The organism is Asticcacaulis solisilvae (assembly GCF_052327315.1).
Classification (GTDB): Bacteria; Pseudomonadota; Alphaproteobacteria; order Caulobacterales; family Caulobacteraceae; genus Asticcacaulis; species Asticcacaulis solisilvae_B.
This window is the reverse complement of record NZ_CP166196.1, coordinates 1,671,194-1,696,773: the sequence shown is the minus strand read 5'-3', so window position 1 is coordinate 1,696,773 and position 25,580 is coordinate 1,671,194. Positions and strand designations below refer to the sequence as shown.

Sequence of the window (25,580 nt, the reverse complement as noted above, 5' to 3'; positions counted from 1 at the left end):
GACACGGCGCGCGTAATCGGTTAAACGCGCGCCCATGAGCACACAGACCGCAGCCAAGCCGAAAACCACCGCCGAACTCGCCGCCGAATTCGGTCTCAAGCCCGACGAATACCAGGTCATCCTGGACCGCCTGGGCCGTGAACCGAACTATGTCGAGCTGGGCGTGTTCAGCGTCATGTGGTCAGAGCACTGCAGTTACAAATCCTCGCGCAAGCAGCTGCGCAAATTCCCGGTGACGGGACCGCGCGTCATCTGCGGCCCGGGCGAAAACGCCGGCGTCATCGATATCGACGACGGCCAGGCGTGCATCTTCAAGATGGAATCGCACAACCACCCCAGCTTCATCGAGCCGTATCAAGGCGCGGCGACGGGCGTGGGCGGCATCATGCGCGACGTCTTCACCATGGGCGCGCGCCCGGTGGCGCTGCTCAACGCCCTGCGCTTCGGCGAACCCGACCACCCCAAGACGCGCCGCCTGGTCGAAGGCGTCGTGTCGGGCATCGGCGGCTACGGCAACTGCGTCGGCGTGCCGACCGTGGCGGGTGAGACCAACTTCCACCCCGGTTATAACGGCAACATCCTGGTCAACGCCATGTGCGTGGGCCTGGCCGACGCCGACAAGATCTTCTATTCGGCCGCCCCCGAGCCCGGCCTGCCCGTCGTCTATTTCGGCTCCAAGACCGGCCGCGACGGCATCCACGGCGCCACCATGGCCAGCGTCGAATTCTCGGAAGACTCCGAAGAGAAGCGCCCTACCGTCCAGGTCGGCGATCCCTTCGCCGAAAAGCTGCTGATCGAAGCCACGCTCGAGCTGATGGCGTCGGGCGCCGTCGCCGCCATCCAGGACATGGGCGCCGCCGGCCTGACCTCGTCTTCGGTCGAAATGGCCGGCAAGGGCGGGCTCGGCATCACGCTCGACCTCGACAAGGTGCCGCAGCGCGAAGAGAACATGTCGGCCTACGAGATGATGCTTTCGGAAAGCCAGGAGCGCATGCTGGCCATCCTGAAGCCCGGCCGCGAGGAAGACGGCTACCGCATCTTCAAGAAATGGGGCCTGGACGCCGCCGTCATCGGCGAGACCAATACGTCGGGCCATATCGTGCTCATGCACAAGGGCGAGGTCGTGTGCGACCTGCCGCTGTCGCCGCTGTCGGACGACGCGCCGCTCTATGATCGCCCCTGGGTCCAGCCCGCGCTCGAGCCTGCGATCGATCCCGATTCGGTGCCGGCCCACGACCTGGGTCAAGCGCTGCTCAAGATCGTCTCGTCGCCCGACCAGGCGTCGAAGCGCTGGCTGTGGGAGCAGTACGACCGCCACGTCATGGCCGACACCCTGTCGGACAGCTCGACCGGCCACGACGCCGGCATGGTCCGCGTCCACGGCACCAAGAAGGCGCTGGCCGTCACGTCGGACTGCACCCCGCGCTACGTCAAGGCCGATCCTTATGAAGGCGGCAAGCAGTGCGTCGCCGAAGCCTGGCGCAACCTGACGGCTGTCGGCGCCGAGCCGATCGCCATCACCGACAACCTTAACTTCGGCAACCCGGAGCGCCCCGAGATCATGGGCCAGATCGTGCGCGCCATCGACGGCATGGCCGAGGCCTGCCGCGAACTGGCCTTCCCGGTCGTGTCGGGCAATGTGTCGCTGTACAACGAGACCAACGGCCAGGCGATCCCGCCGACGCCGACCGTCGGCGCCGTCGGCCTGCTCAAGGATTACGACCAGCGCGCCGGTTTCAACCGCGTGCGCGCCGGCCAGGTGCTGATCCTGATCGGTGAAACCGTGGGCGAGATGGGCTCGACCCTTTATCTGCGCGAAGTGCTGGGCCGTGAGGACGGCGCCCCGCCCAAGGTCGATCTGGCCTGCGAACGGAACAACGGGACGCTGGTGCGCCGCCTGATCAAGTCTGGCGTGGCCAAGGGCGTGCACGACCTGTCAGACGGCGGCCTTTTGGTGGCTGCGGCCGAAATGGCGCTGGCGTCGAACATCGGCCTCGAGCTCAAGAACCCGAGCGACCTCAGCGGCCATGTCTTTGGTTTTGCCGAAGACCAGGCGCGCTACCTGATCGCGGTCGACGAAGCGTCGGCGCACCTCGTCACGGCCCAGGCGGCCGAGGCTGAGGTTCCGGCGGCGGTTATCGGCGTGGCGGGCGGCACCACCCTCACCTATCCGGGCCTGTCGCTGGAAATCGAAGCCATCCGCGCGACCAACGAGCGCTGGCTGCCGGAGTACATGGCGGGCTCCAAATGAGCCGAGAGGCATCTCAGGGCCTCTGCAAACGTGTTGCGCAGATCTGCCCTGAGTTGTCCGAGCTTTTTCAGGAACACGTAGACTATCACGAAGAAATTCTGCCGCATGTCTTTTTCGGCGACGTCACGCGCTTCGTCGAAGAATGCGTTAAGTCCGACAAGGATCAGGATCACCAAGCCTTGCGAAAGCTTGTCGAAGTGATTGAGCAAGGCCTGTCAGAACACGATCCGGATGTGGACAATCTGATATATGTGTCATTCATTGAAAATGTACCCGAGATGTCCGACATCTTGCCGATTGCGGGTCCGAAATTGAGCGCGGCAATCCGTAAATTCGGCATGATTTAAGGCACACCGATGCCGGTGATCTCCCACTTGCACTGCGTGGTGAATTTGTAGCTCAGATCCAGTTCGTCCTGGCTGTTGGCGTTGATGACGATGCTGGCCAGGCCATGCGCCGCGTCGATCTGCTTGTCGATCTTGCCGAGAACGAACAACCGCTTCCACGGCGCGGGCTTCGCGCCGCATGGAAACAGGTCGCAGAACCGCCCGGTCTTCTGCGCGAACTGCGCCTTCAGCGCCATCAGCGACACCAGAGGCCCGTCGGTGCCGAAGGCCACGCCGTCGGGGCTGATCTGCGCCAGAAGCGCGTCGGGCTTGTTTCCAGCCACGGCCGCCACGGTCGCCCCCAACGCCTTGGTCAAGGACGCGTCGTAGTTTCGGTCGCACGTCATGCCATTGGCATGACTGACCATCCCCATGGCAAACACCATCGCAACGCCCATCGCCAGCATCCGTTTCATGGTCCGTTTCCCCGATAACGGCGTCATGATAGCGCAAATCGCGGTTTTGTTAACGCATGATAACCACGGCTTAACCGAATAGTGCTGATTTGGAGGGATGCGCTATCGTCCCTTCGGGCATTCAGGACAGGCCTTGTCGGCCGTCGGGCTCAGGCTCGACGTCGCGCACCTGCGCAAGCATACCGGCCAGGCCGAAAAGCTGATCATGGCCGCGCTGGAAGCCGGCATCAACACCTACCATTTCGACGCCTTCGACCTGACCTTCCTCAAGGAGATGGCGGCCCTGTTCACCGTGGTCGAACGCCGCCTGCTGTTCATCAGCGTCAGCCCCGACCTGCCCGGCCAGCCGGGCGACCTTGCCGGCTACACCATGCCGCAGATGAAGGACCGCCTGCGCGACCTGGTCAAGGGCACGGGGTTCCAGTGGATCGACCTGCTGATGTTCGGCCAGCCGGGCGCCAACTATATCCCGCCGGAAAGCTTTGCCTTCCTGCGCGACCTCAAGCGCGCCGCCATGATCCGCCATGTCGGCGCCGTCGCCGACACCGCCGACATCAAGCCCTTGGTCGCCACGCGCCAGTTCAGCGTCATCCAGACCGGATTCGACATCGATTCGACCTGGGAAAAGCGCCACCAGATCGACCACGCCATCCACAGCAATATGTGCGTCATCGGCGCCGACTACTTCCCCGACATCTATCGCAAGGAAGCGGATGTGGTGCCGGCCAAGGCGCGCTTCGGCTTCTTCGGCGGCAAGCCCAAGGATCCGCTGGCCGGCGCCGGCACCCACGCCTTCCTGCACCAGACCGCCGAATGGACGCCCGAAGAGTTGTGCCTGGGCTATGCCCTGTCGCTGCCGTCGCTGTCCTGCATCCTGATCGACGCCGACAAGACCGAAAAGATCGAGGCCCTGGCCGCCGTGCCGGAACGCCACCTGCCCTCGTCCGTACCGGCGCAGATCGAAATGGCGCGTTTCACCAGCCATCTGCCCGGCGGCCGGACGGCCTGAGGTCAGCCCGGGCTGGATTCGCGCGCCCACCTCGCCTATATGAGCAGTAATCAGACTGGAGTGCCGCAATGAGCGACGAGATTCACGATTTTATCGACAAGACCATCAAGGACCACGACGTCGTTCTGTTCATGAAGGGCACGCCCGAACAGCCGCGCTGCGGGTTTTCGAGCCTGGTCGTCCAGGTTCTCGACCACCTGAACGTCGAATATGTCGGCGTCGACGTGCTGCAGGACGAAGGTCTTCGCGAAGGCATCAAGGTCTACAGCGACTGGCCGACCATTCCCCAACTCTATCTCAAGGGCGAATTCGTCGGCGGCGCCGACATCGTGCGCGAGATGTTCCAGTCGGGCGAACTGAAGACGACGCTCGACGAAAAGGGCCTGCTGCCGGCCTGAGCCGCCGCACATCCCCACAGGACAGACGCCAGGGCCGCCGCGCCCTGGCGTTTTCATTTGGGCCTGTACCTTTTATATCCGGCAAATCAGAGGTATTGTCTTAAAAAAACCGGCCAAGGGGGGCCAGGATGAAAAAACGAATCGTGGCGGCGCTGGCCGCCGGCCTGATGATGGCGTTCGGGGGACAGGCCTCGGCTGCCGACAGCTGGATCAAGGCCCAGTCCGATCATTTCACGCTCTACAGCAACGCGTCCGAAGGCCAGACGCGGACCTATATCAAGGACCTGGAGCAGTTCCGCACCCTGACCCTGCTCCTGCTGGGCAGCGCGGACAATGGCCCGCAGCCGCGCTTTACACTGTATCTGCTGAACAACCAGGACCAGATCAAGCTGGTGCGCCCGGGTTTCGCCAACCAGGTCGCCGGCGTCTATTTCAACTGCGGCGAAGGCGATTCCGCCTATTCCAGCGTGCAGATGAAGGGTGACATGCTCGAAGACCAGGACCCGAGCCTGATCGTGCTGTTCCACGAATACAGCCACTTCGTCATGTTCCAGCACGCGCGCACCTACTATCCGCCCTGGTACGTCGAGGGCTTCGCCGAGTACCTGTCGACCGCCGATCCCATGAAGGACAAGATCACGATCGGCGAGAACAACAAGTGGCGCAGCTGGACCCTGGCCGAGGACCGGCAGATTCCCTACGAGCGCGTCCTCAAGCCCAGCTTCGGCTTCGCAGGCGACAAGTCGAACAACGCCTGGGAGGTCGAAAGCTTCTACGCCCAGTCGTGGCTGCTGACCCACTACATGCTGAGCGACACCGCCCGGGCCAAGGGCATCAATGCCTATTTCGCCGAACTGGCCAAGGGTGGCGACCCGGTCAAGAGCTTCGAGGCGACCACGGGCGTGAAGCTTGCGAACCTGCACGACACGCTGGCCCGCTACAGCAACCACATGATGTACCTGACCGTGCCGGTGCCGTCCTATACCGACGCCAATATTGCCGTCACGCATATCGCCCCGGACGCCGGGGCATGGCTGCTGGACCGCTCGCTGCTGACGACCTGCATGATGCCCGACCAGGGCAAGGCGGTGCTCGGCCGGCTGCAGACCCAGGCGGCGGCCGCGCCGGCCAACTGGGAGCTGAAGCTGGCGGTCGCCCGCGCCCAGTTGCTGTACGACAAGGCGGAAGCGGCGGAAGCGACGCTCAGCCCTGTCGTCGACGCCCATGCCGACAGCCCGGAGGCCAACTACCTGATGGGCCGGGTCTATATGAAGGAAGCCGAAACGGCGCTGGACAAGGACCGGACCGACCTGACGGACGCGGCGCGCGGTTTCTTCATCGCGGCCTACAAGCTCGACAAATCGAACGCGGCCAACCTCTATTACCTGGCGCGCAGCTTCCAGTCCAAGCCGGGCTTTCCTGACGCCAACGCGGTCAATGCCGCCAATGCCGCGCACATCCTGGCCCCCAGCATCGCCGAATACGCCATTTTCGACGCCTTCGTGAACCTGGCGGTCGGCAAGCGCGACGAGGCCGTGACCATGCTGACGCCCTATACCGGCGATCCGCATAACCGCGCCCAGGCCGAAAAGCTGCAAAAGGCCGTCGACGCCATCAAGGCCGGCAAGACGGCCAACGAGGTCATGCGCGTGATGAACGGCGACTGATCGATAAAAACAGTTGCCGCTCTTCCGCCACTTGCCATATGGTTGAACCCTTGCGGTAAGGGGGGCCTGGCAATGACACCAAGGACTTGGTTGGGCGCGGCATGCGCGGGGCTGCTTTTGACGGCGGCGCCGTCGTGGGCCAACACCTGGTACAGGGCGCAGTCCGAGCATTTTACCGTCTACAGCGACAGCTCCTCGGCGGTCGCCAAGCTGTTCGCCACCCGGCTTGAGGGCTATCACGACGTTCTTTACCTGCTGTATCAGATGAAAAATCCCGGCGCGGAAACGGCGACGCCGCGCTTCGATGTCGTGCTGCTCAAGGACCGCATGGAGATGCGCGAGGTCAGCCCGCATATCGACGAGCTGATCGCCGGCTTCTATACCCAGTGCGGCGAAGGCTCGGTCGCCTACGCCACCTTTGAAATCAACGACGGCAATGCCCGCGTCGGATCGCATTTGGGCACCGCCCAGGCGGACTTCGACAACACCACGGTATTCCACGAATACGCGCACCATTTCATGTTCCAGAACTACACGACGCCGCTGCCGCGCTGGTACGTCGAAGGGTTCGCCGAATACTTCATGACCATGACGCTGCACGGGCGCGACATCGCCATCGGCACGGCGCGCCAGGAGCGCTATAGCGACCTGTTCACCAATGTCTGGTTCGATTATGCCGACATCCTGCGCGACAAGGTGACCTACCGCAGCGACAGCGACCAGCTGAAATTCTATGCCCAGTCCTGGCTGCTGACCCATTACATCATGAGTTCGCCCGAGCGGCTGAAGGCTTTCGGCGCCTATATCGACGCCGTCAACGCCGGCGCCGATCCGGTCGCGGCTTTCGAAGCGAAATTCGGCGTCAAGGTCGCCGACCTGCCCTCCGTGCTCAAGGCCTATCTGGCCAAGGGCGTGCCCGTCGTATCGTTTACGCTGAAGACGATGGCCGAGCCCGCCGTCACCGTGACGGAAATGCCGAAATCGGCCGACAAGCTGCTGCTGTGGGGATCGGCGGTCCGCGGCTGTGCGCCGTCCGAGTATCGCCCGGCCCTGCTCGGCAAGATCGAGGCCGAAGCCGCGCGCTATCCCGGCGACGCCCTTGCTGAAACCACCCTGCAGCGCGCCGAGATCGTCATCGGCGATGCGTCGAAGACCGAGGCCGCCACCCTGGCGCGCGCCGACGCGCACCCGGACGACGCCGAAGCGCAATACCTTCTGGGGCGCCTGAACTACCGCAAGGCCGTCGAACACCATGACGCCGACGCCATGGACCGGGCACGCAAGGCCTTCCTGCTGAGCTACAAGCTCGATTCGATGTCGGCGCCCAATCTCTATTATCTGTCGCTGGCCCAGGCCACGCTGAACGGTCCCTCAAGCAAGTCGGCCGTCGGCGCGGCGGTTCAGGCCAGCAATCTGGCGCCGTCGGTCACGCTTTATGCCTACAACGCCGCGCGCATGCTGATCGAATCCGGCGATTACGAAGACGCCACGACCCTGCTGACGCCGGCGGCCAGCGATCCGCACAACCCGGAAAACGCCACCCAGGCCCGCGCCATCATCGATGCGCTCAAGGCCGGCAAGGACAAGGACACTATCCTGGCCATGTTCGGCGGCGACGACGAATAGCAAAAAACCCCGGAAGCTTTCGCTTCCGGGGTTTTCCAAATTCGATTTCGAACCGATTACGACGAATAGTATTCGACGACCAGGTTCGGTTCCATCTTGACCGCGTACGGCACTTCCGAGAATTCCGGCAGGCGCACGAAGCGGGCCTTCATGCCCTTGGCGTCGAGTTCGATATAGTCCGGCACGTCGCGCTCGCCCGATTGCAGGGCTTCCAGCACCAGGGCCATGTTGCGCGAACGCTCACGGACTTCCACGACGTCTTCCGGCTTGACGCGGTACGAAGGGATGTTGACGCGCTTGCCGTTGACCAGGACGTGGCCGTGGTTGACGAACTGACGGGCAGCCCAGACGGTCGGCACGAACTTGGCGCGGTAGACGACGGCGTCGAGACGCGATTCCAGCAGCGCGATCAGGTTTTCCGAGGTGTTGCCCTTGCGGCGGTCAGCCTCTTCGTAGGTGCGCAGGAACTGCTTTTCGGTGATGTTGCCGTAATAGCCCTTCAGCTTTTGCTTGGCGCGCAGCTGCAGGCCGAAGTCCGAGACCTTGGACTTGCGGCGCTGGCCGTGCTGGCCGGGGCCATACGAACGCTTGTTGACGGGGGACTTGGGACGGCCCCACAGGTTTTCACCCATGGCGCGGTCGAGCTTGTACTTGGCGCTATGGCGCTTGGACATGGTCGTACCTTGTATTTTACTCCGGCTGGCATCCCCGGTAAGGAATGCGATGGAAACGGCAGCCCGGAATGAACCCGTGAAAATTCCCCGCCCAGCCCATCGGCTGCGCGCAGGAAGCGCGGCTTATGGCGGAGGACGCCTGAAGAGTCAAGCGCCGCCACCGGATTTATACAGGTGTACGGCACTTGTCCGGTTTATTAACGCTCAGGCGCTATAACACGGCGTTGTAATCGCGTTTCGTGGGTATGGCCATGACCATCAAAGCCAAGATTCTGGTGCTTGTCGCCGCCTTCGCCGTCATGGCGTCCGCCATCACGGGCCTGAGCCTGCTGACCATCGGCGACTACAATCGCCTGATCGACGAATATCAGTCGGCATCGGCCGACGCCTTCCGCGGCGAACAGCTCAACCGGTACGTCCTCGATATCGCGGTCGAAACACGCGGCCTCTATCTTTCGGGTTCGGACGACATTGCACGCCAGCGCGCCGACCGCGTCGACGCCTCGGTCGACCGCATGGCGGCCTTCCTCGGCCACTGGCGCGCCATCCGTACGCCGGGTTCCCTCCCCGAACTCGATCTGGTCGACGCCAATATGCAAAAGATCATCACCGGCGTGCATACCACCGCGCGGCTGGCGCGCACCCAGTCGCTGAAGGCGGCGGACGGCTTCGGCAACCATATCCAGTACAGCAGCGACCGCGAAGTCATGCAGGGCCGCATCGACGCCATGGTGGCGCGGCTTACGGCGCGCGCCGAAGCCGCCCAGCAACGCCTGGACCGCCTCGAACAGGAGCGCCAGTCGCAATTCCTGCTGATGGCGGGTTCCGGCATCCTGATCATGCTCGGCGGATCGCTGTGGATCGCGGTGTTTGCGATCGGCCGGCCACTGATGGCCGTGCGCAACGCCATCGTCAGCGTCGCTGACGGCGCCTACGACACGCCGATCCCGCCCCATACCGAGGACGACGCCATCGGCCGCGTCTGGACGGCGCTGGACATCCTCAAGGACCGGGCCGCCGAGGCCGAGCGGCTGACGCAGGAAAAGCTGGCGGAAGAACACCGCCTGCGCGAACTGATCCTCGACTGACTGCGTTCGTCGGCGTACGGTTGTCCGGCACCGCATACGGAGCCTGCCCATGCCCAAGCTGGAATACATTATCGAGCGCCTGATCCTGTCCAGCCGCTGGCTGCTCGTCGTCTTCTACCTCGGCCTGGCGATCGCGCTGGCGCTCTACGGCGTTTCGTTCGCGATCAAGCTGTTCAAGGTGGCGACGCACGTCCTCGACTACGACGCCAACGACATGATCCTGGCCATGCTGGGGCTGATCGACGCGGCGCTGGTCGCGTCGCTGATCGTCATGGTGATGATTTCGGGCTACGAAAACTTCGTCTCGCGTTTCGACGAACACGACGATTCCGGCCAGGTCAGCTTCCTCGGCAAGCTCGATTCCGGCTCGCTCAAGATAAAAGTGGCGTCTTCGATCGTCGCCATCTCGTCGATCCACATGCTGCAGATCTTTCTGAACCTCGACCAGTATTCGGAAACGACCCTGACCTGGACAGTCTGCATGCACCTGACCTTCGTCGTCTCGGCCCTGATGCTGGGCTTCCTCGAAAAGGTCATCGCCAAGCCGAAGGCCCCGAAGGGCCCGGCGGCGGACGTCTAGTTCTTGACCACGACCATCAGGACCGCCGTGTCCTTCGGCGCCGACGAGACCTCAATCGTGTAGTGGCCGGGCGCGAGGTCGAAATCGACCATCTTGTGGATGGTCGAACAGTCCGGGCCGTGGCCGAAGGTCGACGAACGCACCACCTGCCCGTCATGGATCACGTCGATCCAGGCGCCGCTGTCGAAGGCCACCGTATAGGTGCCGGCCTTGTCGACCGTCAGCATGAACAACCCGCCGAACGAGCCGTCCTTCAGCTTTTTTGGCGCCACCGGATACTGCACCGCCGCCACGGGCGACAGTTGCACCTTATAGGCGTGGCCGATTGTGATATCGGGCTGGGTCGCGCCGTTGGCCCCGGCCGGCAGGGCTTCGGGCTTCGTCCAGTCGGCCAGCGCCGCCGGCAGGGCCGTATCCATGGCCATGGTGCAGGTCGGCGCCGACGGTTTGGAGTCGGGCGTCTGGGCGTAGCTCGCGACAGGCGCGAAGGCGATCAAGGCGGCGGCGATGGCGATCTTCATGCGTATCTCCTCAAACCCGCGCCAGACGTTCGGCGTGGAAGGCCAGGTGGTCGTCGATAAAGCTCTGGATGAAATAGTAGGAGTGGTCGTAGCCGTCCTGGTAGCGCAGGGTCAGGTTGGCGCCCCCGGCCGCGGCGGCCTGCTCCAGCAGGCTCGGCATCAACTGGCTTTCAAGAAAGGTGTCGGCGGTGCCCTGGTCGACCAGGATGGCGTCGTAAGGCTTTGCTGCCCCGGCCGCCATCAGCAGGCTGGCGTCATGGCGTTCCCAAACGGCGTGGTCGCTGCCGAGATAGGCGCCAAACGCCTTCTGCCCCCATGGGCAACGGGACGGCGCGGAGATGGGCGCGAAGGCCGACACCGAATGGAACAGGTGCGCGTGGTTCATGGCGATGGTCAGCGCGCCGTGCCCGCCCATGGAATGGCCGCTGACGCCGCGGCGCGCCGGATCGGCCGGGAAGTTCGCCTCGACCACGGCCAGCAGGTCGGCTGTGACATAGGTTTCCATCCGGAAGTGCGCCTTCCACGGGGCCTGCGTCGCGTCGACATAGAAGCCGGCCCCCTGCCCCAGGTCGTAGGCCTCGTCATTGGCCACGCCGTCGCCGCGCGGGCTGGTGTCGGGGGCGACCACGATCAGTTTAAGTGCGGCGGCCTTCTGGTAGGCGCCGGCTTTTTCGGTGAAGTTGCTGGCCGAGCAGGTCAACCCCGACAGCCAGTAGAGCGTGGGGAAAGGCCCCTCGCCTTCGGGAACGAAGATGCTGAACGTCATGTGGCCGCCGGTCGCCGCCGAGGCGTGGCGGACGAAGGATAGCGTCCCGCCATGGACCTTGTGCGTTTCAGTGATTTCGATGTCGCTCATGCCTGTCTCCGTTCGCTACCCGCATACACCGCGCCTGTAACGATTGTCAGCGCCAAAGCGGTCACCGGATAAAAAGATTTCGGTAAAGCCCTCTTGTACCTCCCCGTTTTCTACGAAAACGGGGAGGTGTAATTCGTCTTGACCCTCCCCCACATTCCCCTATGCTCCCGCGCAGTTCACCGGGGTGTCCCTTTGCTGGGGCTGAGATGAAACCCGTAGAACCTGATCCGGGTCATGCCGGCGAAGGGAGTTGGATACGCTCATTCCGGGCGCCCGCCGTCTTACGCGCATGATCCCTCTTTTTGTTGAGGGACATTATGAACAAGCCACTCGATCACAAGCCCATCACCGTCGAACATTCGCCGATCCCGGGATCGCGCAAGGTCTACCAGAAGGGGTCGCTGCACCCTGAGCTGCGCGTGCCGTTCCGCGAGGTCTGCGTGCATCCGTCGGCCAACGAAGCGCCGCTGACCATCTACGATTCGTCCGGCCCCTATACCGACGAAGGCTTCACGCCCGATATCGAAAAGGGCCTGCCGCGCATCCGCGACCAGTGGGTCCGCGCGCGTGGCGATGTCGAGGAAATCGAAGCCCGCGAAGTCAAACCCGAAGACAACGGCAATGTGTCGGAAGGCAAGCTGGCGCCCCAATTCCCCAACCTGCCCAAGGTCCTGCGCGCCCGCGACGGCCAATCCGTCACGCAACTGGAATATGCCCGCCGCGGCATCATCACGCCCGAAATGGAATATATCGCCATCCGCGAAAACCTGCGCCGTGAACAGCTGGCTGAGGTCATCCGCGATGGCGAGGACTTCGGCGCCGAAATCCCCGACTTCATCACACCGGAATTCGTGCGCGACGAAGTGGCGCGCGGCCGCGCCATCATCCCGGCCAATATCAACCACCCCGAAGTCGAGCCGATGATCATCGGCCGCAACTTCCTGGTCAAGATCAACGCCAATATCGGCAACTCGGCCGTCACCTCGTCGATGGAGGAAGAGGTCGAAAAGATGGTGTGGGCGATCCGCTGGGGCGCCGACAACGTCATGGACCTGTCGACCGGGCGCAATATCCACAATATCCGCGAATGGATCATCCGCAATTCGCCGGCGCCGATCGGCACCGTGCCGATCTACCAGGCTTTGGAGAAGGTCAACGGCGTCGCCGAGGACCTGACCTGGGAAATCTACCGCGACACGCTGATCGAGCAAGCCCAGCAGGGCGTCGACTATTTCACCATCCACGCCGGCGTGCGCCTGGCCTATATCCACCTGACGGCCAAGCGCGTCACGGGCATCGTGTCGCGCGGCGGCTCGATCATGGCCAAGTGGTGCCTGGCGCACCACAAGGAAAACTTCCTCTACACGCACTTCGACGAGATCTGCGACATCATGCGCGCCTATGACGTCTCGTTCTCCCTGGGCGATGGCCTGCGCCCGGGCTCGATCGCCGACGCCAATGACGCGGCGCAGTTCGCCGAGCTGGAAACGCTCGGCGAACTGACGCAGATCGCGTGGAAGAAGAACGTCCAGGTGATGATCGAAGGCCCCGGCCACGTGCCGATGCACAAGATCAAGGCCAATATGGACAAGCAGTTGAAGACGTGCGGCGAAGCGCCCTTCTATACGCTTGGGCCGCTGACCACCGACATCGCGCCGGGCTATGACCACATCACCTCAGCCATCGGCGCCGCCATGATCGGCTGGTACGGCACGGCCATGCTCTGCTACGTCACGCCCAAGGAGCATCTGGGTCTGCCCGATCGCAAGGACGTCAAGGACGGGGTGATCGCCTACAAGATCGCCGCCCACGCCGCCGACCTGGCCAAGGGCCATCCCGGCGCGCGCATGTGGGACGACGCCATGAGCCGCGCGCGTTTCGAATTTCGCTGGGAGGACCAGTTCAATCTGGGCCTCGATCCGGAAACGGCGCGCGCCTATCACGACGAGACCCTGCCGAAAGAGGCGCACAAGACAGCGCACTTCTGTTCGATGTGCGGGCCGAAATTCTGCTCGATGAAGATCACGCAGGAGGTGCGGGAATATGCCGCCGGCCTCAGCGACAACGAACGCGCCGATATCGAAAATGGCATGTCCGAGATGTCGGCGAAGTTCAAGGCGCTGGGCAGCGAGATCGACGTGCCGGCGGCCGCTGAGCCGGCGGAGTAGGTAAAACGCCCTCCTCCCCATCGCAAGATGGGGAGGTGTCAGCGTAGCTGACGGAGGGGGCGAAGCCGCCCGAAGGGTGGCGAAGCTAAAGGAAGATACCCCTCCACCACTTCGTGGTCCCCCTCTCCACGCTTCGCGTAGGGAGGAGAGTTTCTGGACAACGAAGCCGTTTCCCCGCACAACTGCGTCTATGCCACGGGGGAACACTGTGCCGGATCTGGATATCAACGACGCCATCCTGACGCGCCGCTACGATCTGAGTGATGGCGGCCATGTCGATGTTTACGTCTGGAAGCCCGAGCAGGGCGCCTTACTATACGAGTGCGCCTACCTGATGCAGGGATTTGGCAAGTCGAAGGTCAACCGAGCCCATGGCGAAGACCCGTTAGAGGCGGTGCAACACGCCCTGATTTTTATTTCAAGGTCGCTCTACGCTTCCAATGACTACCGGGACGGTCGATTGACCTATAAGGGTAGCCGTGACCTTCGACTGCCACCCGATAGTGGACAAATAGCCGGCACAGATGACTATAAACCGGCCAAGCTCCTGTGGATCGTTACTGACACGACTGTCGTGTTGATGCCCGACACGCCATTTCCGTACATGGCCCATCCCGGAGAATGGTGCCGAGATTACATCTTATCCCTAGAAAGGATTGCGAATAGCGAAGCGGAGGAGGCAAGAGAAATGCTTCAAAAGCTCATCCAAGATCACAAGGGAATGCAGGAATTTTATGAGTGGGTTTGCCGGAGCCAGGGCATCCCAATTTCCTATTTCCCTAAAGAGCCATCCGCCGAAGACTGATCCGGCACCAGGCTGATCAGCTTCAGATCCGGAAACGCCGTCAACCGCAACGTATATTGCGTAAAACTCAACGGCCCCGATTTCGGGTGGATAAACCGCCGCTCGCCCCCTTCGCGCGCCAGCACCTCTTGCGCCTTCCAAGCTGACGCAAACGCCGCGCTCGACCGGCTCAAATCCTCGACCATGTCGTGCAACACCGGATCGTCGCGAAACGCCGCCGTATCGGCGCGGAATTCCGCCACCAGCCGCCGCGAGCGCTCCGGCCAGTCGGCGATGAAATTGCGCGCGTCCTCGCCGGTAAAGACATAACGTAGCAGGTTACGATCCCCCTCCCCGCCCAGCCAGCCGGAAAACAGCTCGGTCGCCGCCTCGTTCCACACCACGGCATCCCAGTGCCGGTCGAGCACATAGGCGGGCGCCGCAATCGCCGCCAGCAAAGGCTCGACATCGTGCGGATCGGACTCTTCCACCGACGCGCCCGGCGGCTCGGCGCGACCGGCCAGCGTAAACAGATACCCGCGCTCCGCCCGCGACAAACGCAGGCCGCGCGCCATGGCTTCGAGGCTCGGATTGGAAATACCGGTCGTCCGTCCCTGCTCGATCCAGGTGAACCAGGTCGGGCTGATCCCGCACAACAACGCCGCCTCTTCGCGCCGCAAACCTTGCGTACGGCGGCGCGTGCCCTTGGGCAGGCCGAAATCTTCGGGGCGCAGGCGCTGGCGCACGGCCCGGACGAAATCGCCCAGTTGGCTGAGTTCTGTGATCGGCATGGGAGGTGGTTCTTATACTAGGATAACGGGTGAACTTGTACCAGTATAAACGCCCGCTATCTTCCTGGACAAATCACAGGAGATCACAATGACAGCCCCGGCCCGTCACACCGACACCGTCCACGCCCAGTTCGATCCGCAGGCCAATGCCTACCTGACCAGTGCGGTCCACGCCTCTGGTCCCGACCTGATACGCGCCGCCGAACTGGTGTCGGGCGCGATCCCCCGTGAAAAGGGCGTCGTGCTCGACCTCGGCTGCGGCGCCGGCCACCTGAGCTATGCCCTGGCGCCGCACGTCGCCCGCGTGTTCGCGGCCGATCCGTCACCCCAGATGCTTGAAACAGTTCGGTTAACAGCCGGTGAACGCGGCCTGCCCATCGAAACAGTCGAAACGGCGGCGGGCGAATTGCCGTTCGACAGCGGCACGATCTGCGTCGCCGCCTCGCGCTATTCGGCGCACCATTGGGGCAACATCGCGCGCGGGCTGGGCGACATGCGGCGTGTGGTCAAGCCCGGCGGCTATCTGCTGATGATCGACGTGGTCGGCGACGAGGATGACCTGGTCGACACGCATCTACAGGCGATGGAATTGCTGCGCGACAAGAGCCATGTGCGCAATCTCAAGGCCTCACAGTGGCGCCAGGCGATCGCGAAAGCGGGGTTCGACGTGCTGGAGGAACGGACCTTCCCCCTGCCGCTCGATTTCGACACCTGGGTCACCCGTATGCGAACGCCGCCGGAACGCGTCGCGGCCATCCGCACCCTGATGAAGGATGCTCCGGCCGAGGTGCGCGATGCCCTGTCCGTCACCGAGGACGGCTCGTTCACGCTGAAGACCGGGCTGTTCTGGGCGAAGGCGGCCTAAACGGATCGAAACTTGACTCCGGACCGTCCACACTGACGTTCCGGAGGATTGTCATGACCAAGACGCTGAAGCCAGGCACCACGGTGACGTGGGAAACGTCGCAGGGCGAGACGCACGGCACGGTCAAGCGCAAGCTGACAAAGCCCGTCGATATCAAGGACCATCATGTCGCTGCGTCACCCGGCAATCCGGAATATCTGGTCGAAAGCGACAAGACCGGCGCTGTCGCCGCGCACAAGCCCGGCGCGCTCAAACCGCGTTAAGCGACAATCCGGCGCGGCGAGATCGTGGTGTTGTAGATCAAAAGCACCACCGGCGGCTCGCCGTCGCACGGCAGCGCCGTGCCGCGTTCGTCGTACAGAAAGTCGCCGATACGGAAAATACGGGGCTTGAGCTTCTTCTGCACGACCAGTTGCGGGCGCACATGGCCCTGCAATTCCACCCAGCAGCAATCGAATAGTTTCTCGGCATACAGCTGCCGGCTTCCGCCCCGCGCCACGCGTAAACTCCACTGAACACTGGCCCTGCCCGCTTGTGCGGTGATTTGGCCTTGAACGACAGCGGCTTTTTGCGCGATCCGGTTTTTGTTTTGTTCCGTGAGACGCCCCGCCGTCAATTCACAAGATTGTTTCGGCCCAATCCGGCATGGTTCTTGAAGCCTTCGAGTCTCAAAACCCGACGCCGGAGGTTTGTCATGGCATTTGACGCAAATTCGCACAGTCTGATCGAAAGCTGGGGCGCGACGCCCGACCGCGTGCGTAACGAAATCGTCCGTTTCAACCATCGTCTTCGCGAGACCGGCCTGTTCGAGGACGAGACGCTGGCCCGCCTGCTCGACAGCCATCCGCGCGAAGAACTGACCATCTGCACCATGCGCCCGAACCCGCCGGCGCACGAGCGCTGGATCGCAGGCGAAGCCCGCGGCATGAACGGCGGCGATATCCTGGAAGCGGTCAAGCGTGGCCACCTGTGGGTCAGCCCGCGCCATGTCATGACGGTCAATCCGGTCTATGGCGCCTTGTTCCGCCGCATAATGGACGAATTCGCGGCCGCCACGGGCGTGCGCCTGACCAATGCCGACGGCGCCATTCTGATGTCCAGCCCGAACATGGGCATCTTCTTCCACGTCGATCCGGCCGAGACCATGCTGTGGCATATCCGCGGCCACAAGACGATCCACGTCTACCCGCCGCGCGAGGACTTCGTCACCGAAGCGGCGCTGGAGGCCATCCTGCTCAAGGAAAACCTGAGCGACCTGCCCTATCGCCCCGAGATGGAGGCGTCCGTGGCGTCGGTCGATTTGGGCCCGGGCGAAGCCGTATCCTGGCCGATCCATTCGCCGCACCGGGTGACCAATGGCGGCGATCTCAACGTGTCGATCTCGATCGAGTATTCGACGCCGCGTTCGATCCTGACCAACGGGGTGTTTTACCTCAATGGCCGCCTGAAGCGCGCCGTGGGCCTGAAGCTGAAGTCGCGCGGCACGCCCGATGCGGTGAAGCCGGCCTATCTGCTGGCGGCCAAGGCGTGGAAGACTTTGGCGCCGCTGAAGTCTACGGTCGAGTCGCGGCATGAACGCCGGTTCGATATCGATCTGTCGGCGCCGAACTGCATCGGCTGGCGCGGGGATAAGCCGGACTGGGCTTAAGCAAGAATAAGAAAGAGAAGTGATCCACAGATTACACAGATTTCACAGATTATCCCGAGCTTGTAACGGTTTTCCGTGCTGCGCCGCTACCGCGGCGACTACCTAAATACATGCGCGAAGCGCGCTATCGCGCGGCCAACTCAGCTGTTGCAGTGCGCCGCGGTAGCGTCGCCGCTCAGACCGTTACACTTGCTCGAAATAATCTGTGAAATCTGTGTAATCTGTGGATCACTTCTCTTCCTCTTAAGACGTCGTCGCGCGCAGCGCTTCTTCCAATAGAGTCACCAAGGCGTCAGCGTGAGTCTCTTCGGTCCGCCATGATGACACGCTGATGCGAAAAGCCGGACGCCCCTGCCATACGGCCGGTCCGAACCAGGCACGGCCAGACGCCTGGACATAAGGCATGACTGCTTGCGTCTGTTCGTCGGAACGCGCCCGCATCAGGACCTGGTTCAGCACCACGCGGTTCAGCACCTCGAACCCAGCCGCCCTGGCACCGTCAGCGATGCGGCGCGCCAGGGCGCAATGGCGGTCGACCATGTCGCGCACGCCGTCGCGGCCCAGCCCTTTCAACGCCGCCCAGATGGCGATGCCGCGCGGCCGGCGCGAAAACTCCAAAGTCAGGTTCTTCTGCGCGTCCCACACCGCCGGCACATAGGGCGCATCGCTCTGCATGGCGTCCGCCAGCGCATGCCCGTCGCGGCAGATCGCCATGGCGCCGTCATAGGGCGTGTTCAGCCATTTATGCCCATCGGTCGTCCAGCTGTCGGCCAGCTCGATACCATCCGTGCGCGCGGCGTCACTACCGGCCCGCGCCCACAGCCCGAAGGCGCAGTCGACATGCACCCAGGCGCCCGCCGCCTTTGCCCCCGGGATGATGGCGGCAAAGGGATCGAACTCGCCCGTATTCACCTCGCCCGCCTGCAGGCACAGGATCGTCATGTCGTCGAGCGGCGGCAACCGTTCAGGATCGACGCGGTTGTATGCATCGCACGGCGCAAAGTCGATGATGTCCATGCCGAAGCCCAGAACCCGCGCCGTGCGTTTCAGCGTGATATGGATGGCCTGCGACATGACGATCCTGACGCGCGGCGCGCCATCGAGACCGCGCGCGTCGAAATCCCAGCCCTTGCGCTTCAGCAGCTCACGCCGCGCCGCCGTCAGGCACGCCATCGAACACGCCGTGGCGCTGGTGCCGAAGCCGATCGCGCTATCGCGCGGCAGGTCGAGAATATCGAGCAGCCAGCGCGCCGCCGTCCGTTCCAGCGTGTCCGCCACTGGTGAGCCGTCCCACGACGAGGCGCACTGGTCCCAGGCCAGGGCCAATCGATCGGCAGCCGCGGCCACGGGCAAGGCCGCGCCCAGCACAAAGCCGAAATAGTTGGGGCCGTTGCTGGCGACCGTATTGGGCGAGCCCAAGGTGTGGAGCTGGTCGATGATGGCGGCAGCATCGACGCCCTGCTGCGGCAAGGGCTCGTCGAAGCCGTCGAGCCGCTCCAGCGTTTCGGCATCCGGAAAGACACGGCGGCTATCGACACCGGCGATATAGTCGGCGGCGGCGCGATCGGCCGCCTGCATCAGGGTCAGTTCTTCGCTCATGGTCGTCATTTTATAATTCCATTGCCGCATCATAAAGCGATATATTGCGACCGTCATTGTGAGCATTACGCAATATGAAACACCTGCCGCCCCTGCCCGTCCTTCAGGCCTTCGAAGCCGCCGCCCGGCTCGGCAGTTTCAGCCGCGCTGCCGCTGAGCGCAACCTGACGCCCGGCGCGGTCAGCCGCCATATCCAGGCGCTGGAACACTGGTACGGTGCCCCCCTGTTTGCACGCAACGGCCCGCAGGTAAGGTTGACACCCGACGGCCAAGGTTTGCGCGACCGGCTGGGCGAGCCGATGCAGGCCCTGCACGATGCGCTTCTGGCCGCCGATACGGTGCGCGAAACCCCGCTCAGCCTGTTCACCCTGCCGTCGATCGCCGAAAGCCTGATCCTGCCACATCTGGCCGATTTCCGCGCCCGCCATCCGCATATACGCCTGTCGCTGCTGACCCAGTACGCCATGATGAGCCTGCCGCCGGCCCTGCCCGTCGTGGCCGTGCGCTTCGGCGTGTTCGATGAGGCCGGATTGAGCGTCCACCGTTCGCCTGAGGAAGCGCTTATCGCTGTGGCGGCGCCGGACTGGATCGAACAGCACGGCACCGATCCGGCGGGATGGCCGCCATCGGACATGCTGCGCCATACCGACACTCCGTGGCCGGCGCGCCTCGGCAAGACCCGCCTGCGGCCCGAGGGCCTTGAGGTCAATGACGCCGCGCTTCTAAAGTCAGCGGCGCGGCGCGGTCTGGGCGTCATCTGGACACGGCAACGCCTGGCCGAGGCCGACCTTACAGCCGGAACCTTGCAGGCCATTGCCGATTGCCACGCTGCCAGCGGACGGTTCTACGCCTTGGCCTATCGCTCCGAACTGGAGACACAACCGGCCGTTACGGCGTTTCGCGACTGGTTCCTGCCGTACCTCAATGGGCGGCCTGCACCGGAACCTTGATGCCGAGAAGCACAAGCGGCTCGCCCGGAATACCGAACCAGTGCGGAACGCCCGCCGGGATCAGCACGAAATCACCGGCCTTGAGTTGCCGCGTCGTGCCGCCCTGGATGACGTCGCCGTCGACAAAGCCGTCACGGACCAGCTTCGGATTGACCATGGTGCCGCCGGTGACCAGCGTGCCGGTGCCCTGGACCACGGTGAAATACTCGGCTTCCGCCGTGTGGATGGCCGGACGGCCGGGCGCCTTCCAGATCTCCAGCCCTGCGGTCTGCCCGCCTGTGGTCAGCAGCGACCGCCACATGAACCCCTGCCCGGGCTTCATATCCGCCATCATGGCGGCGACCTGCGTTTTTATGTCGGCGGCGCTGGCCTGGGTCGTGTGGTCGGCGGCGTCCTGCGCAAAGGCGGGCGCGGCCATCAAAAGGCTGGCGGCGATAAGAAGCGTGCGGATCATGGTGTTTCCTTCCGTTTTCTATTTTCCCAGTTCAAAGCGGCGCACGATCATGGCGTCATCCGCCGTGATCGTGCACTTCTGTCCCGGCTTGTCGCATCGCGACGGCAGCGAGTTGAGCCTGACCCGGCATCTGGCGAACGCGGCCTGCCCGCCCGTGGTCAGCGTATAGATCCGGCTCCAGCGCGGGTCTTCGCGGTGACGCGGTGTCTGATCGGCCAGGTAGTGCATCAGCGAGCACGGATCGTAGTCCGACTGCATCTGTGTCTTCACGGTCGGGAAGTTGGTCGCCACGTCGATGCAGACATTGAAGCCGGCGGTGCAGTGCTTCATGTCGTCGCGCAGGAAGGGCGACAACTGGATATAGGTATCGCGGTCGGGGCGCTGCTGTTCGTGCATCAGGCCCAGCACGTGCCCCAGTTCATGCAGGACGGCGCCATAGGTGGCGTGCTTTTCGATATGGATATGATTGCCGATCGGCCAGTGCCCGATCGTGCCGTCCGAGCCGGTGCCGGGAATGAAATCGACGCTGTCCAGCCGGTCGGCGGCGAAGAAGCGCACGCCGGTTTTTTCGGTCCACTCCACCATCGCCCGGCAGGCCAGGGTCGCGGCGGCGCCCGGCGTCCAGTGTTCGGAGCCCGTGCAATCCTTGCCCTTCGCCCCGGCGGCCTTGAGAAACTCCGGCGCGAAACGGTACGGCACCTCGCCTTTCGGCCAGGGGCGTGTCCAGTCGGCGACGGCCGCGGCCTGCGCCACGCCCGGCAGCAATATCAAGATCAGAAGGCTTCGCTTCACTCGCCCGCTTCCACCGTAATCGAGCGCTTGCGGTGGCTGATGAACAGCCAGGCCAGCCCGACAATGGCGATAATGATCACGGCATAGAGCTTGTGCGCAAGGTCTTCGTGGCCGGCGAACCACGGATCGACGACGTATTTGACCAGGTTGAAGACATAGTAGCTGACGGCGAAGACCGACAGGCCCTCGACCAGGTGCGACAGCTTCATTTGCAGCTTCGAGCGCAGGTCCATGCTTTTCAGCAGGCCCTGGTTCTGCACTTCCAGGCTGATCGATATGCGTGCGCGCAGCAAGTCGCTGACGCGGCCGAGGCGCTGCGAAAGATCGTCTAGCCGCCGCGAGGCAGCCTCGCAGGTGCGCATGGCGGGTTGCAGGCGGCGCTCGATGAATTCCTGTAGCGTCGAAAAGCCTTCGACTCTCGCTTCGCGAAGGCTGTCGAGCCGGTCGTGTGTCAGCCGGGCATAGGCCTCGGTCGCGCCCTGGCGGAAGCGTACGGAGGTGACGCGATGCTCGACCTCGGCCGACAGGGTCATCAGCCGGTCGAGTATCTGTTGCTGCGACGCGGCCTGTCCGGCCATGTCCGACGTGATGGCGTTCAGTTGCGCCTCGGCGTCCTTCAGCCAGCCCATCAGGTCTCGCGCCACGGGGAAACCCAGCAGCGCCAGTTTGCGATAGTGGCCGATCTCGATCAGGCTTTGCAGCAGGCGCGACAGCTCGTCGTTGCGCAGGCCCTTGTCCTGGACGTAGATGCGGCCCGCCCCGCCTTCGTGCATGCGGAAATCCGACCAGATGCGCGCACTTCCGTCGAAGGCGTCGCAGCACACGGCGCTGGTCAGGTCGATATGCGATTGCAGCGTCATAGGCTTGGGCGCGTGCGGCAGAACGACGATTTCGACGCTGCGGAAGACGGAGCCCGGCGCGCCGTTGAGCCAATGGAAATCCTCGGTTCTGATCGTGCAGAAGCCGAAATTGTTGCGCAGCAAGGCCGGCGTCTTCGCTGCGGTCGAAAAGGTGAGATAGGTCGAAAACTCGCCGTGGCGTTCCCAGATAGAACCGCCGGTCCCGGTCAGCTCGGCGTGGCGCCAGCGGTCGAGGTCGTCGTCACCGGCCAGCCCCGCGATCCATTGGCTCTCAGTGGCGCGCTCGGCGTCGTTGACCAGATAGACCCAGCTTCGGAGCACCACCGGCGCGGTGAAGATCGGGATCGTCCGCTCATGCATAAGGTCGCTGAGCGTTCGTCGTAACGCATGGTCGGCAGGGCGGGTCATCGGCGGTCTCGTGGCATTGTTTTTAGTTACCCTAACCGATGCGGACCGTGCGCGGGGATCACTTCGTGCGTCTTGTAATTACACGGTCGGTGTCCGCGGAAGATGACACAAGAACCCCCTCCACCCCTTCGGGGTCCCCCTCCCCATCTGACGATGGGGAGGAGCGTTCGCGCTTGTTTCTCCTCCCTACGCAAAGCGTGGGGAGGGGGACCGCGAAGCGGTGGAGGGGTATCTTTCCGGCAGAGTTACTTCCCTGTCGGGCTTTCCGGCGGGCCGAGATAGGTTGGGGTCACATTTCCCGTTTCCAGCACCACGCGTTCCAGCACCACATTGCCGTCGATGCGATAGACCTTGATCGTGTGCTTGCCGGCGCTCAGCCCTTTGACCGGCAGGCTGAGGATATGGATATTGTCCGACACCGCCGCGTTCCAGTCCGGCTTGTCGGGGTGCAAGTCGAAGCTCAGCGTCTCCGCGGGACGGCCGTCGATGGCGGCGGCGATGCGCAAGCCGCCCTTGCCCGCTGTGTCTAATGTCGGCGCGAGATAGAGCTTCAGCGTTGCATCTGCGGCCTTGACCGTCTTCACATCGTATTCCAGCCGGACACCGTCGGCGACCGTTGTCGCCGGCGCGGCCTGCGGCAGGGAAATCACCGAAGACAGCGTCCGGCCGAGATTGGGGATGACCTGCCAGCGCACGGCCTTGCCGTCGACCTTGCGGGCGAAATACTCCGCTTCGACAGCCACAGCGCCGTCGTTTTCAAGGAACATCCGCCCGTTCGGCGCCAATTCATCCCGTTCCACACCGCCGACAACATAGTGCAGCCGTGTCTCACCTGTCGGAGGCGCCAGACCTGTCGCGGTTGCCGCTTCCACCGTCTTCAACTCCGGCATCGCATCGGCGTCCGGCTGCTGCCAGCCGGTATAGCCGATATGCGTCTGGTCCATCATATGGTTCCACTTGCCGCCCGCAAGTGCGTGGTACTGGTCGCGCAGCTTGCGATCTTCCTCGAACGCTGCCCGGGCCAAGGCGGCTTCGGTGTTGGCAAGCGTCGAATTGTCCGCCGCTGCCTTATGATTTCGAGCGGTGAAGTCGTACAACGAATAAAGATTGGCACTGGCCAACACGGGATATTCTACCAGCTGAAACCACGCCGCGTCATACGCCTTACCTGGCTGCGCCAACGGCATAAAGTGTTTCTGCATCTGATATTCCAAACTCAACATGCGCAGGTCCGGATAGGTCTCGAACATCTTGGCATCCAGCAGTTCCGGCTTCCGGCGCGCATTGTACTGCGAATAGCGCGTCAGAATGTCGCCGATCTCGGCCGCATGCGCCGCCCCGAACTGCTGTTTCGCCCAGGCTTTCGGATACCCCTGCAACGCACTCGGCGTCATTGCCTTCGGGTTCCACGCCATATCCAGGAAGAAGCTCAACGGATATTCCATCGGCTTGATATCGCCGACATTGACGATCCACAGGCGGTCGGCGCCGGTCTCATACGCCAGTTCCATCTGCTGCCAGGTCTTTTCGATCTGGTTGGTGTTGATCCACTTGTAGTTCCGGGGCCCGCCGACATAGTCGAAATGGTAATAGACGCCATAGCCCCCTGCCCGCCTGGGCGCAGTCGGGTCAGGCAACCGGCGAATCTGGCCCCAGTTGTCGTCCGAGAACAGCAGCGTCACGTCGTCCGGCACCTTCATGCCGTGGTCGTAATAGTCCTGGACCTCCTTGTACAAAGCCCAGACCTGCGGCGTTTCGGATGCAGGCTTTCCGGTGACCTCCGCAATAATCTTGCGCTGATCCGCCACGATGGTTTCCATCAGTTGCGTCGCCGTGCCCTCGGTCATCGGCTCGTCGCCATCGCCGCGCATGCCGACCGTCACCACGTACTCGTGTGTCTTGGCGCGCTCCATGCCGCCGCGCCAGAAGGTGCGCAGATTTTCGGCATTTTTCGTATAGTCCCACTTGCCGCCGGTCACGCCCTGGTCGGTATTGCGGTGCCATTCGTCCTGGGCGCGCGTCATCGGCTCGTGGTGCGAGGTGCCGAGCACGACGCCGTATTCATCGGCGGTGTTCAGGCTTTCCGGATCGTCGGCGGCGATCGCCTTGCCCCACATGGCCGGCCACAGGTAGTTGCCCTTCAGGCGCAGGTCGAGCTCGAAGACCTTGGCGTAGAGCTTGTGATTGATGCCGCCGAACTTTTCGCGCGCCCAGCCGCCGAACGACGGCTCTTCGTCGTTGATGAAGAAGCCACGGTATTTCACCGCCGGCTTGTCCATGCGCGAACCTGCCGCGACCGAAACCGTAGCATGGTGTTCGACCGGCACGTCGGCCCACCAGTACCAGGGCGACACACCCATCCTGGCGGAAATATCATAGGTGCCATAGACCGCGCCGCGCGGATCGGCGCCGGCGATGACCAGCGCCTTGCCCGCGCCCGGCACGGCCGTCACCGTCTGGCGGTAGGCTTCCCACTGGCCCTTGATGTCGGCGGACACCTTGCCGCTGGCCACCAGGCCGTCGATGACCGGCGAATGGCCGATCTCACCGATAATGACCACCGGCCCCTTGGCGTCTTTCAGATCATGGATGACAATGGCTGGCTTGCCCGACACCTTTTCGAGGTCCGATGCAAAGTCGGCCGCCACGCGCTGCACCGGCTTTGCGGCGTCGGCATCGACATAGACGGCCGCTGGCTTGCCGTTGGCAATCAGCGCGAAACCCGTCTTGGACGGCTTGAAATCGACGGCGCCCGCCGCCAGGGTGGTGAGAACGAGCGCCGCGATCAT

At 63.4% G+C, this 25,580-nt stretch carries 25 protein-coding genes and 1 riboswitch; of the genes, 14 read left to right on the top strand and 11 right to left on the bottom strand.

All coding sequences use genetic code 11. The features are described from left to right. Positions 1-34 precede the first annotated feature (34 nt). Positions 35-2,251 carry a phosphoribosylformylglycinamidine synthase subunit PurL gene (gene purL / locus AB8717_RS07780; protein ID WP_443750461.1) on the top strand — a complete coding sequence of 739 codons (2,217 nt, stop codon included), beginning with the start codon at positions 35-37 and terminating at the stop codon, positions 2,249-2,251. Further along, positions 2,248-2,598, top strand: a complete 351-nt coding sequence (locus AB8717_RS07775) for a DUF7674 family protein (protein ID WP_443750460.1) — start codon at positions 2,248-2,250, stop codon at positions 2,596-2,598. Before purL ends, AB8717_RS07775 begins: the two co-directional genes overlap by 4 nt. Here the strand turns inward: AB8717_RS07775 and AB8717_RS07770 are convergent. Beyond that, entirely contained in the window at positions 2,595-3,053 is a 459-nt protein-coding gene (locus AB8717_RS07770; protein WP_443750459.1) for a hypothetical protein, read from the bottom strand. The genes AB8717_RS07775 and AB8717_RS07770 overlap by 4 nt on opposite strands. A 97-nt stretch (positions 3,054-3,150) precedes the next feature. Here AB8717_RS07770 and AB8717_RS07765 point away from each other — a divergent pair, with 97 nt between their 5' ends. The 4 genes from AB8717_RS07765 (at position 3,151) to AB8717_RS07750 (ending at position 7,753) form a co-directional block, all read left to right on the top strand. Beyond that, positions 3,151-4,062, top strand: coding sequence for an aldo/keto reductase (locus AB8717_RS07765; RefSeq protein WP_443750458.1), 912 nt, complete (start codon positions 3,151-3,153; stop codon positions 4,060-4,062). A gap of 68 nt (positions 4,063-4,130) precedes the next feature. After that, entirely contained in the window at positions 4,131-4,460 is a 330-nt protein-coding gene (gene grxD / locus AB8717_RS07760; protein WP_443750457.1) for a Grx4 family monothiol glutaredoxin, read from the top strand. 128 nt (positions 4,461-4,588) lie between these two features. Then, on the top strand, positions 4,589-6,127 hold the full coding sequence (locus tag AB8717_RS07755) for a hypothetical protein (protein ID WP_443750456.1): 1,539 nt from the start codon (positions 4,589-4,591) through the stop codon (positions 6,125-6,127). A 72-nt stretch (positions 6,128-6,199) separates the two neighbouring features. Beyond that, complete coding sequence (locus AB8717_RS07750) at positions 6,200-7,753, top strand: DUF1570 domain-containing protein (protein ID WP_443750455.1); 1,554 nt, start codon at positions 6,200-6,202, stop codon at positions 7,751-7,753. Between the two features lie 56 nt (positions 7,754-7,809). On the opposite strand, the gene rpsD is transcribed toward AB8717_RS07750, so the two are convergent. After that, a complete protein-coding gene (gene rpsD / locus AB8717_RS07745; protein ID WP_443750454.1) occupies positions 7,810-8,427 on the bottom strand; it encodes a 30S ribosomal protein S4 in 618 nt (205 codons plus the stop codon). 251 nt (positions 8,428-8,678) lie between these two features. Here rpsD and AB8717_RS07740 point away from each other — a divergent pair, with 251 nt between their 5' ends. Beyond that, on the top strand, positions 8,679-9,515 hold the full coding sequence (locus AB8717_RS07740) for a hypothetical protein (RefSeq protein WP_443750453.1): 837 nt from the start codon (positions 8,679-8,681) through the stop codon (positions 9,513-9,515). Positions 9,516-9,564: 49 nt separating this feature from the next. After that, positions 9,565-10,095 carry a TIGR00645 family protein gene (locus AB8717_RS07735; protein WP_443750452.1) on the top strand — a complete coding sequence of 177 codons (531 nt, stop codon included), beginning with the start codon at positions 9,565-9,567 and terminating at the stop codon, positions 10,093-10,095. Here the strand turns inward: AB8717_RS07735 and AB8717_RS07730 are convergent. After that, complete coding sequence (locus tag AB8717_RS07730) at positions 10,092-10,616, bottom strand: homogentisate 1,2-dioxygenase (RefSeq protein WP_443750451.1); 525 nt, start codon at positions 10,614-10,616, stop codon at positions 10,092-10,094. The genes AB8717_RS07735 and AB8717_RS07730 overlap by 4 nt on opposite strands. A 10-nt stretch (positions 10,617-10,626) precedes the next feature. Continuing rightward, the gene (gene fghA / locus AB8717_RS07725) at positions 10,627-11,472 is read right to left on the bottom strand and encodes an S-formylglutathione hydrolase (RefSeq protein WP_443750450.1); all 846 of its coding nucleotides are present in this window, start codon (positions 11,470-11,472) and stop codon (positions 10,627-10,629) included. Between the two features lie 170 nt (positions 11,473-11,642). Next, positions 11,643-11,738, top strand: a riboswitch (TPP riboswitch). Between the two features lie 51 nt (positions 11,739-11,789). Here fghA and thiC point away from each other — a divergent pair. Both thiC and AB8717_RS07715 read left to right on the top strand, forming a co-directional pair. After that, positions 11,790-13,640 (top strand): phosphomethylpyrimidine synthase ThiC, encoded by a 1,851-nt coding sequence (thiC, locus tag AB8717_RS07720; protein WP_443750449.1) that lies wholly within the window; start codon positions 11,790-11,792, stop codon positions 13,638-13,640. Between the two features lie 208 nt (positions 13,641-13,848). Then, positions 13,849-14,445, top strand: a complete 597-nt coding sequence (locus tag AB8717_RS07715; protein ID WP_443750448.1) for a DUF6968 family protein — start codon at positions 13,849-13,851, stop codon at positions 14,443-14,445. Here AB8717_RS07715 and AB8717_RS07710 read toward each other — a convergent pair. Next, positions 14,412-15,215, bottom strand: coding sequence for a helix-turn-helix transcriptional regulator (locus AB8717_RS07710; protein WP_443750447.1), 804 nt, complete (start codon positions 15,213-15,215; stop codon positions 14,412-14,414). The two genes, AB8717_RS07715 and AB8717_RS07710, sit on opposite strands and share 34 nt — an antisense overlap. Positions 15,216-15,303: 88 nt before the next feature. On the opposite strand from AB8717_RS07710, the gene AB8717_RS07705 reads away from it, so the two are divergent. Both AB8717_RS07705 and AB8717_RS07700 read left to right on the top strand, forming a co-directional pair. Next, complete coding sequence (locus AB8717_RS07705) at positions 15,304-16,080, top strand: class I SAM-dependent methyltransferase (protein ID WP_443750446.1); 777 nt, start codon at positions 15,304-15,306, stop codon at positions 16,078-16,080. Positions 16,081-16,133: 53 nt separating this feature from the next. Next, positions 16,134-16,343 carry a DUF2945 domain-containing protein gene (locus AB8717_RS07700; protein WP_443750445.1) on the top strand — a complete coding sequence of 70 codons (210 nt, stop codon included), beginning with the start codon at positions 16,134-16,136 and terminating at the stop codon, positions 16,341-16,343. Here the strand turns inward: AB8717_RS07700 and AB8717_RS07695 are convergent. Beyond that, the gene (locus tag AB8717_RS07695; RefSeq protein ID WP_443750444.1) at positions 16,340-16,579 is read right to left on the bottom strand and encodes a hypothetical protein; all 240 of its coding nucleotides are present in this window, start codon (positions 16,577-16,579) and stop codon (positions 16,340-16,342) included. The two genes, AB8717_RS07700 and AB8717_RS07695, sit on opposite strands and share 4 nt — an antisense overlap. Positions 16,580-16,774: 195 nt before the next feature. Here AB8717_RS07695 and AB8717_RS07690 point away from each other — a divergent pair, with 195 nt between their 5' ends. Continuing rightward, positions 16,775-17,728: a hypothetical protein gene (locus tag AB8717_RS07690; protein ID WP_443750443.1), complete on the top strand. Its 954-nt coding sequence runs from the start codon at positions 16,775-16,777 to the stop codon at positions 17,726-17,728. 243 nt (positions 17,729-17,971) lie between these two features. Here the strand turns inward: AB8717_RS07690 and AB8717_RS07685 are convergent, their stop codons facing one another. Then, positions 17,972-19,336, bottom strand: a complete 1,365-nt coding sequence (locus AB8717_RS07685) for a pyridoxal phosphate-dependent decarboxylase family protein (protein WP_443750442.1) — start codon at positions 19,334-19,336, stop codon at positions 17,972-17,974. A gap of 65 nt (positions 19,337-19,401) precedes the next feature. Between AB8717_RS07685 and AB8717_RS07680 the strand changes: the two genes are divergently transcribed. Continuing rightward, positions 19,402-20,277 carry a LysR family transcriptional regulator gene (locus AB8717_RS07680; RefSeq protein ID WP_443750441.1) on the top strand — a complete coding sequence of 292 codons (876 nt, stop codon included), beginning with the start codon at positions 19,402-19,404 and terminating at the stop codon, positions 20,275-20,277. Here the strand turns inward: AB8717_RS07680 and AB8717_RS07675 are convergent. From AB8717_RS07675 to AB8717_RS07660, 4 genes are all read right to left on the bottom strand, one after another. Next, positions 20,249-20,731, bottom strand: a complete 483-nt coding sequence (locus AB8717_RS07675) for a cupin domain-containing protein (RefSeq protein ID WP_443750440.1) — start codon at positions 20,729-20,731, stop codon at positions 20,249-20,251. The two genes, AB8717_RS07680 and AB8717_RS07675, sit on opposite strands and share 29 nt — an antisense overlap. Positions 20,732-20,749: 18 nt before the next feature. Further along, positions 20,750-21,523, bottom strand: a complete 774-nt coding sequence (locus AB8717_RS07670) for a M12 family metallopeptidase (RefSeq protein ID WP_443750439.1) — start codon at positions 21,521-21,523, stop codon at positions 20,750-20,752. Then, positions 21,520-22,791: a DUF3422 domain-containing protein gene (locus AB8717_RS07665; protein ID WP_443750438.1), complete on the bottom strand. Its 1,272-nt coding sequence runs from the start codon at positions 22,789-22,791 to the stop codon at positions 21,520-21,522. Before AB8717_RS07665 ends, AB8717_RS07670 begins: the two co-directional genes overlap by 4 nt. A gap of 245 nt (positions 22,792-23,036) precedes the next feature. Next, positions 23,037-25,580 carry a glycosyl hydrolase 115 family protein gene (locus AB8717_RS07660; RefSeq protein ID WP_443750437.1) on the bottom strand — a complete coding sequence of 848 codons (2,544 nt, stop codon included), beginning with the start codon at positions 25,578-25,580 and terminating at the stop codon, positions 23,037-23,039.

Coding starts and splice junctions, on each gene's coding strand:
- AB8717_RS07690 (WP_443750443.1), top strand. CDS start 16,775: ATGGCATTTGACGCAAATTCGCACAGTCTGATCGAAAGCTGGGGCGCG.
- AB8717_RS07740 (WP_443750453.1), top strand. CDS start 8,679: ATGACCATCAAAGCCAAGATTCTGGTGCTTGTCGCCGCCTTCGCCGTC.
- AB8717_RS07735 (WP_443750452.1), top strand. CDS start 9,565: ATGCCCAAGCTGGAATACATTATCGAGCGCCTGATCCTGTCCAGCCGC.
- AB8717_RS07685 (WP_443750442.1), bottom strand. CDS start 19,336: ATGACGACCATGAGCGAAGAACTGACCCTGATGCAGGCGGCCGATCGC.
- thiC (WP_443750449.1), top strand. CDS start 11,790: ATGAACAAGCCACTCGATCACAAGCCCATCACCGTCGAACATTCGCCG.
- AB8717_RS07680 (WP_443750441.1), top strand. CDS start 19,402: ATGAAACACCTGCCGCCCCTGCCCGTCCTTCAGGCCTTCGAAGCCGCC.
- AB8717_RS07665 (WP_443750438.1), bottom strand. CDS start 22,791: ATGACCCGCCCTGCCGACCATGCGTTACGACGAACGCTCAGCGACCTT.
- AB8717_RS07765 (WP_443750458.1), top strand. CDS start 3,151: ATGCGCTATCGTCCCTTCGGGCATTCAGGACAGGCCTTGTCGGCCGTC.
- AB8717_RS07750 (WP_443750455.1), top strand. CDS start 6,200: ATGACACCAAGGACTTGGTTGGGCGCGGCATGCGCGGGGCTGCTTTTG.
- fghA (WP_443750450.1), bottom strand. CDS start 11,472: ATGAGCGACATCGAAATCACTGAAACGCACAAGGTCCATGGCGGGACG.
- grxD (WP_443750457.1), top strand. CDS start 4,131: ATGAGCGACGAGATTCACGATTTTATCGACAAGACCATCAAGGACCAC.
- AB8717_RS07700 (WP_443750445.1), top strand. CDS start 16,134: ATGACCAAGACGCTGAAGCCAGGCACCACGGTGACGTGGGAAACGTCG.
- AB8717_RS07755 (WP_443750456.1), top strand. CDS start 4,589: ATGAAAAAACGAATCGTGGCGGCGCTGGCCGCCGGCCTGATGATGGCG.
- AB8717_RS07710 (WP_443750447.1), bottom strand. CDS start 15,215: ATGCCGATCACAGAACTCAGCCAACTGGGCGATTTCGTCCGGGCCGTG.
- rpsD (WP_443750454.1), bottom strand. CDS start 8,427: ATGTCCAAGCGCCATAGCGCCAAGTACAAGCTCGACCGCGCCATGGGT.
- purL (WP_443750461.1), top strand. CDS start 35: ATGAGCACACAGACCGCAGCCAAGCCGAAAACCACCGCCGAACTCGCC.
- AB8717_RS07675 (WP_443750440.1), bottom strand. CDS start 20,731: ATGATCCGCACGCTTCTTATCGCCGCCAGCCTTTTGATGGCCGCGCCC.
- AB8717_RS07775 (WP_443750460.1), top strand. CDS start 2,248: ATGAGCCGAGAGGCATCTCAGGGCCTCTGCAAACGTGTTGCGCAGATC.
- AB8717_RS07730 (WP_443750451.1), bottom strand. CDS start 10,616: ATGAAGATCGCCATCGCCGCCGCCTTGATCGCCTTCGCGCCTGTCGCG.
- AB8717_RS07770 (WP_443750459.1), bottom strand. CDS start 3,053: ATGAAACGGATGCTGGCGATGGGCGTTGCGATGGTGTTTGCCATGGGG.
- AB8717_RS07660 (WP_443750437.1), bottom strand. CDS start 25,580: ATGATCGCGGCGCTCGTTCTCACCACCCTGGCGGCGGGCGCCGTCGAT.
- AB8717_RS07705 (WP_443750446.1), top strand. CDS start 15,304: ATGACAGCCCCGGCCCGTCACACCGACACCGTCCACGCCCAGTTCGAT.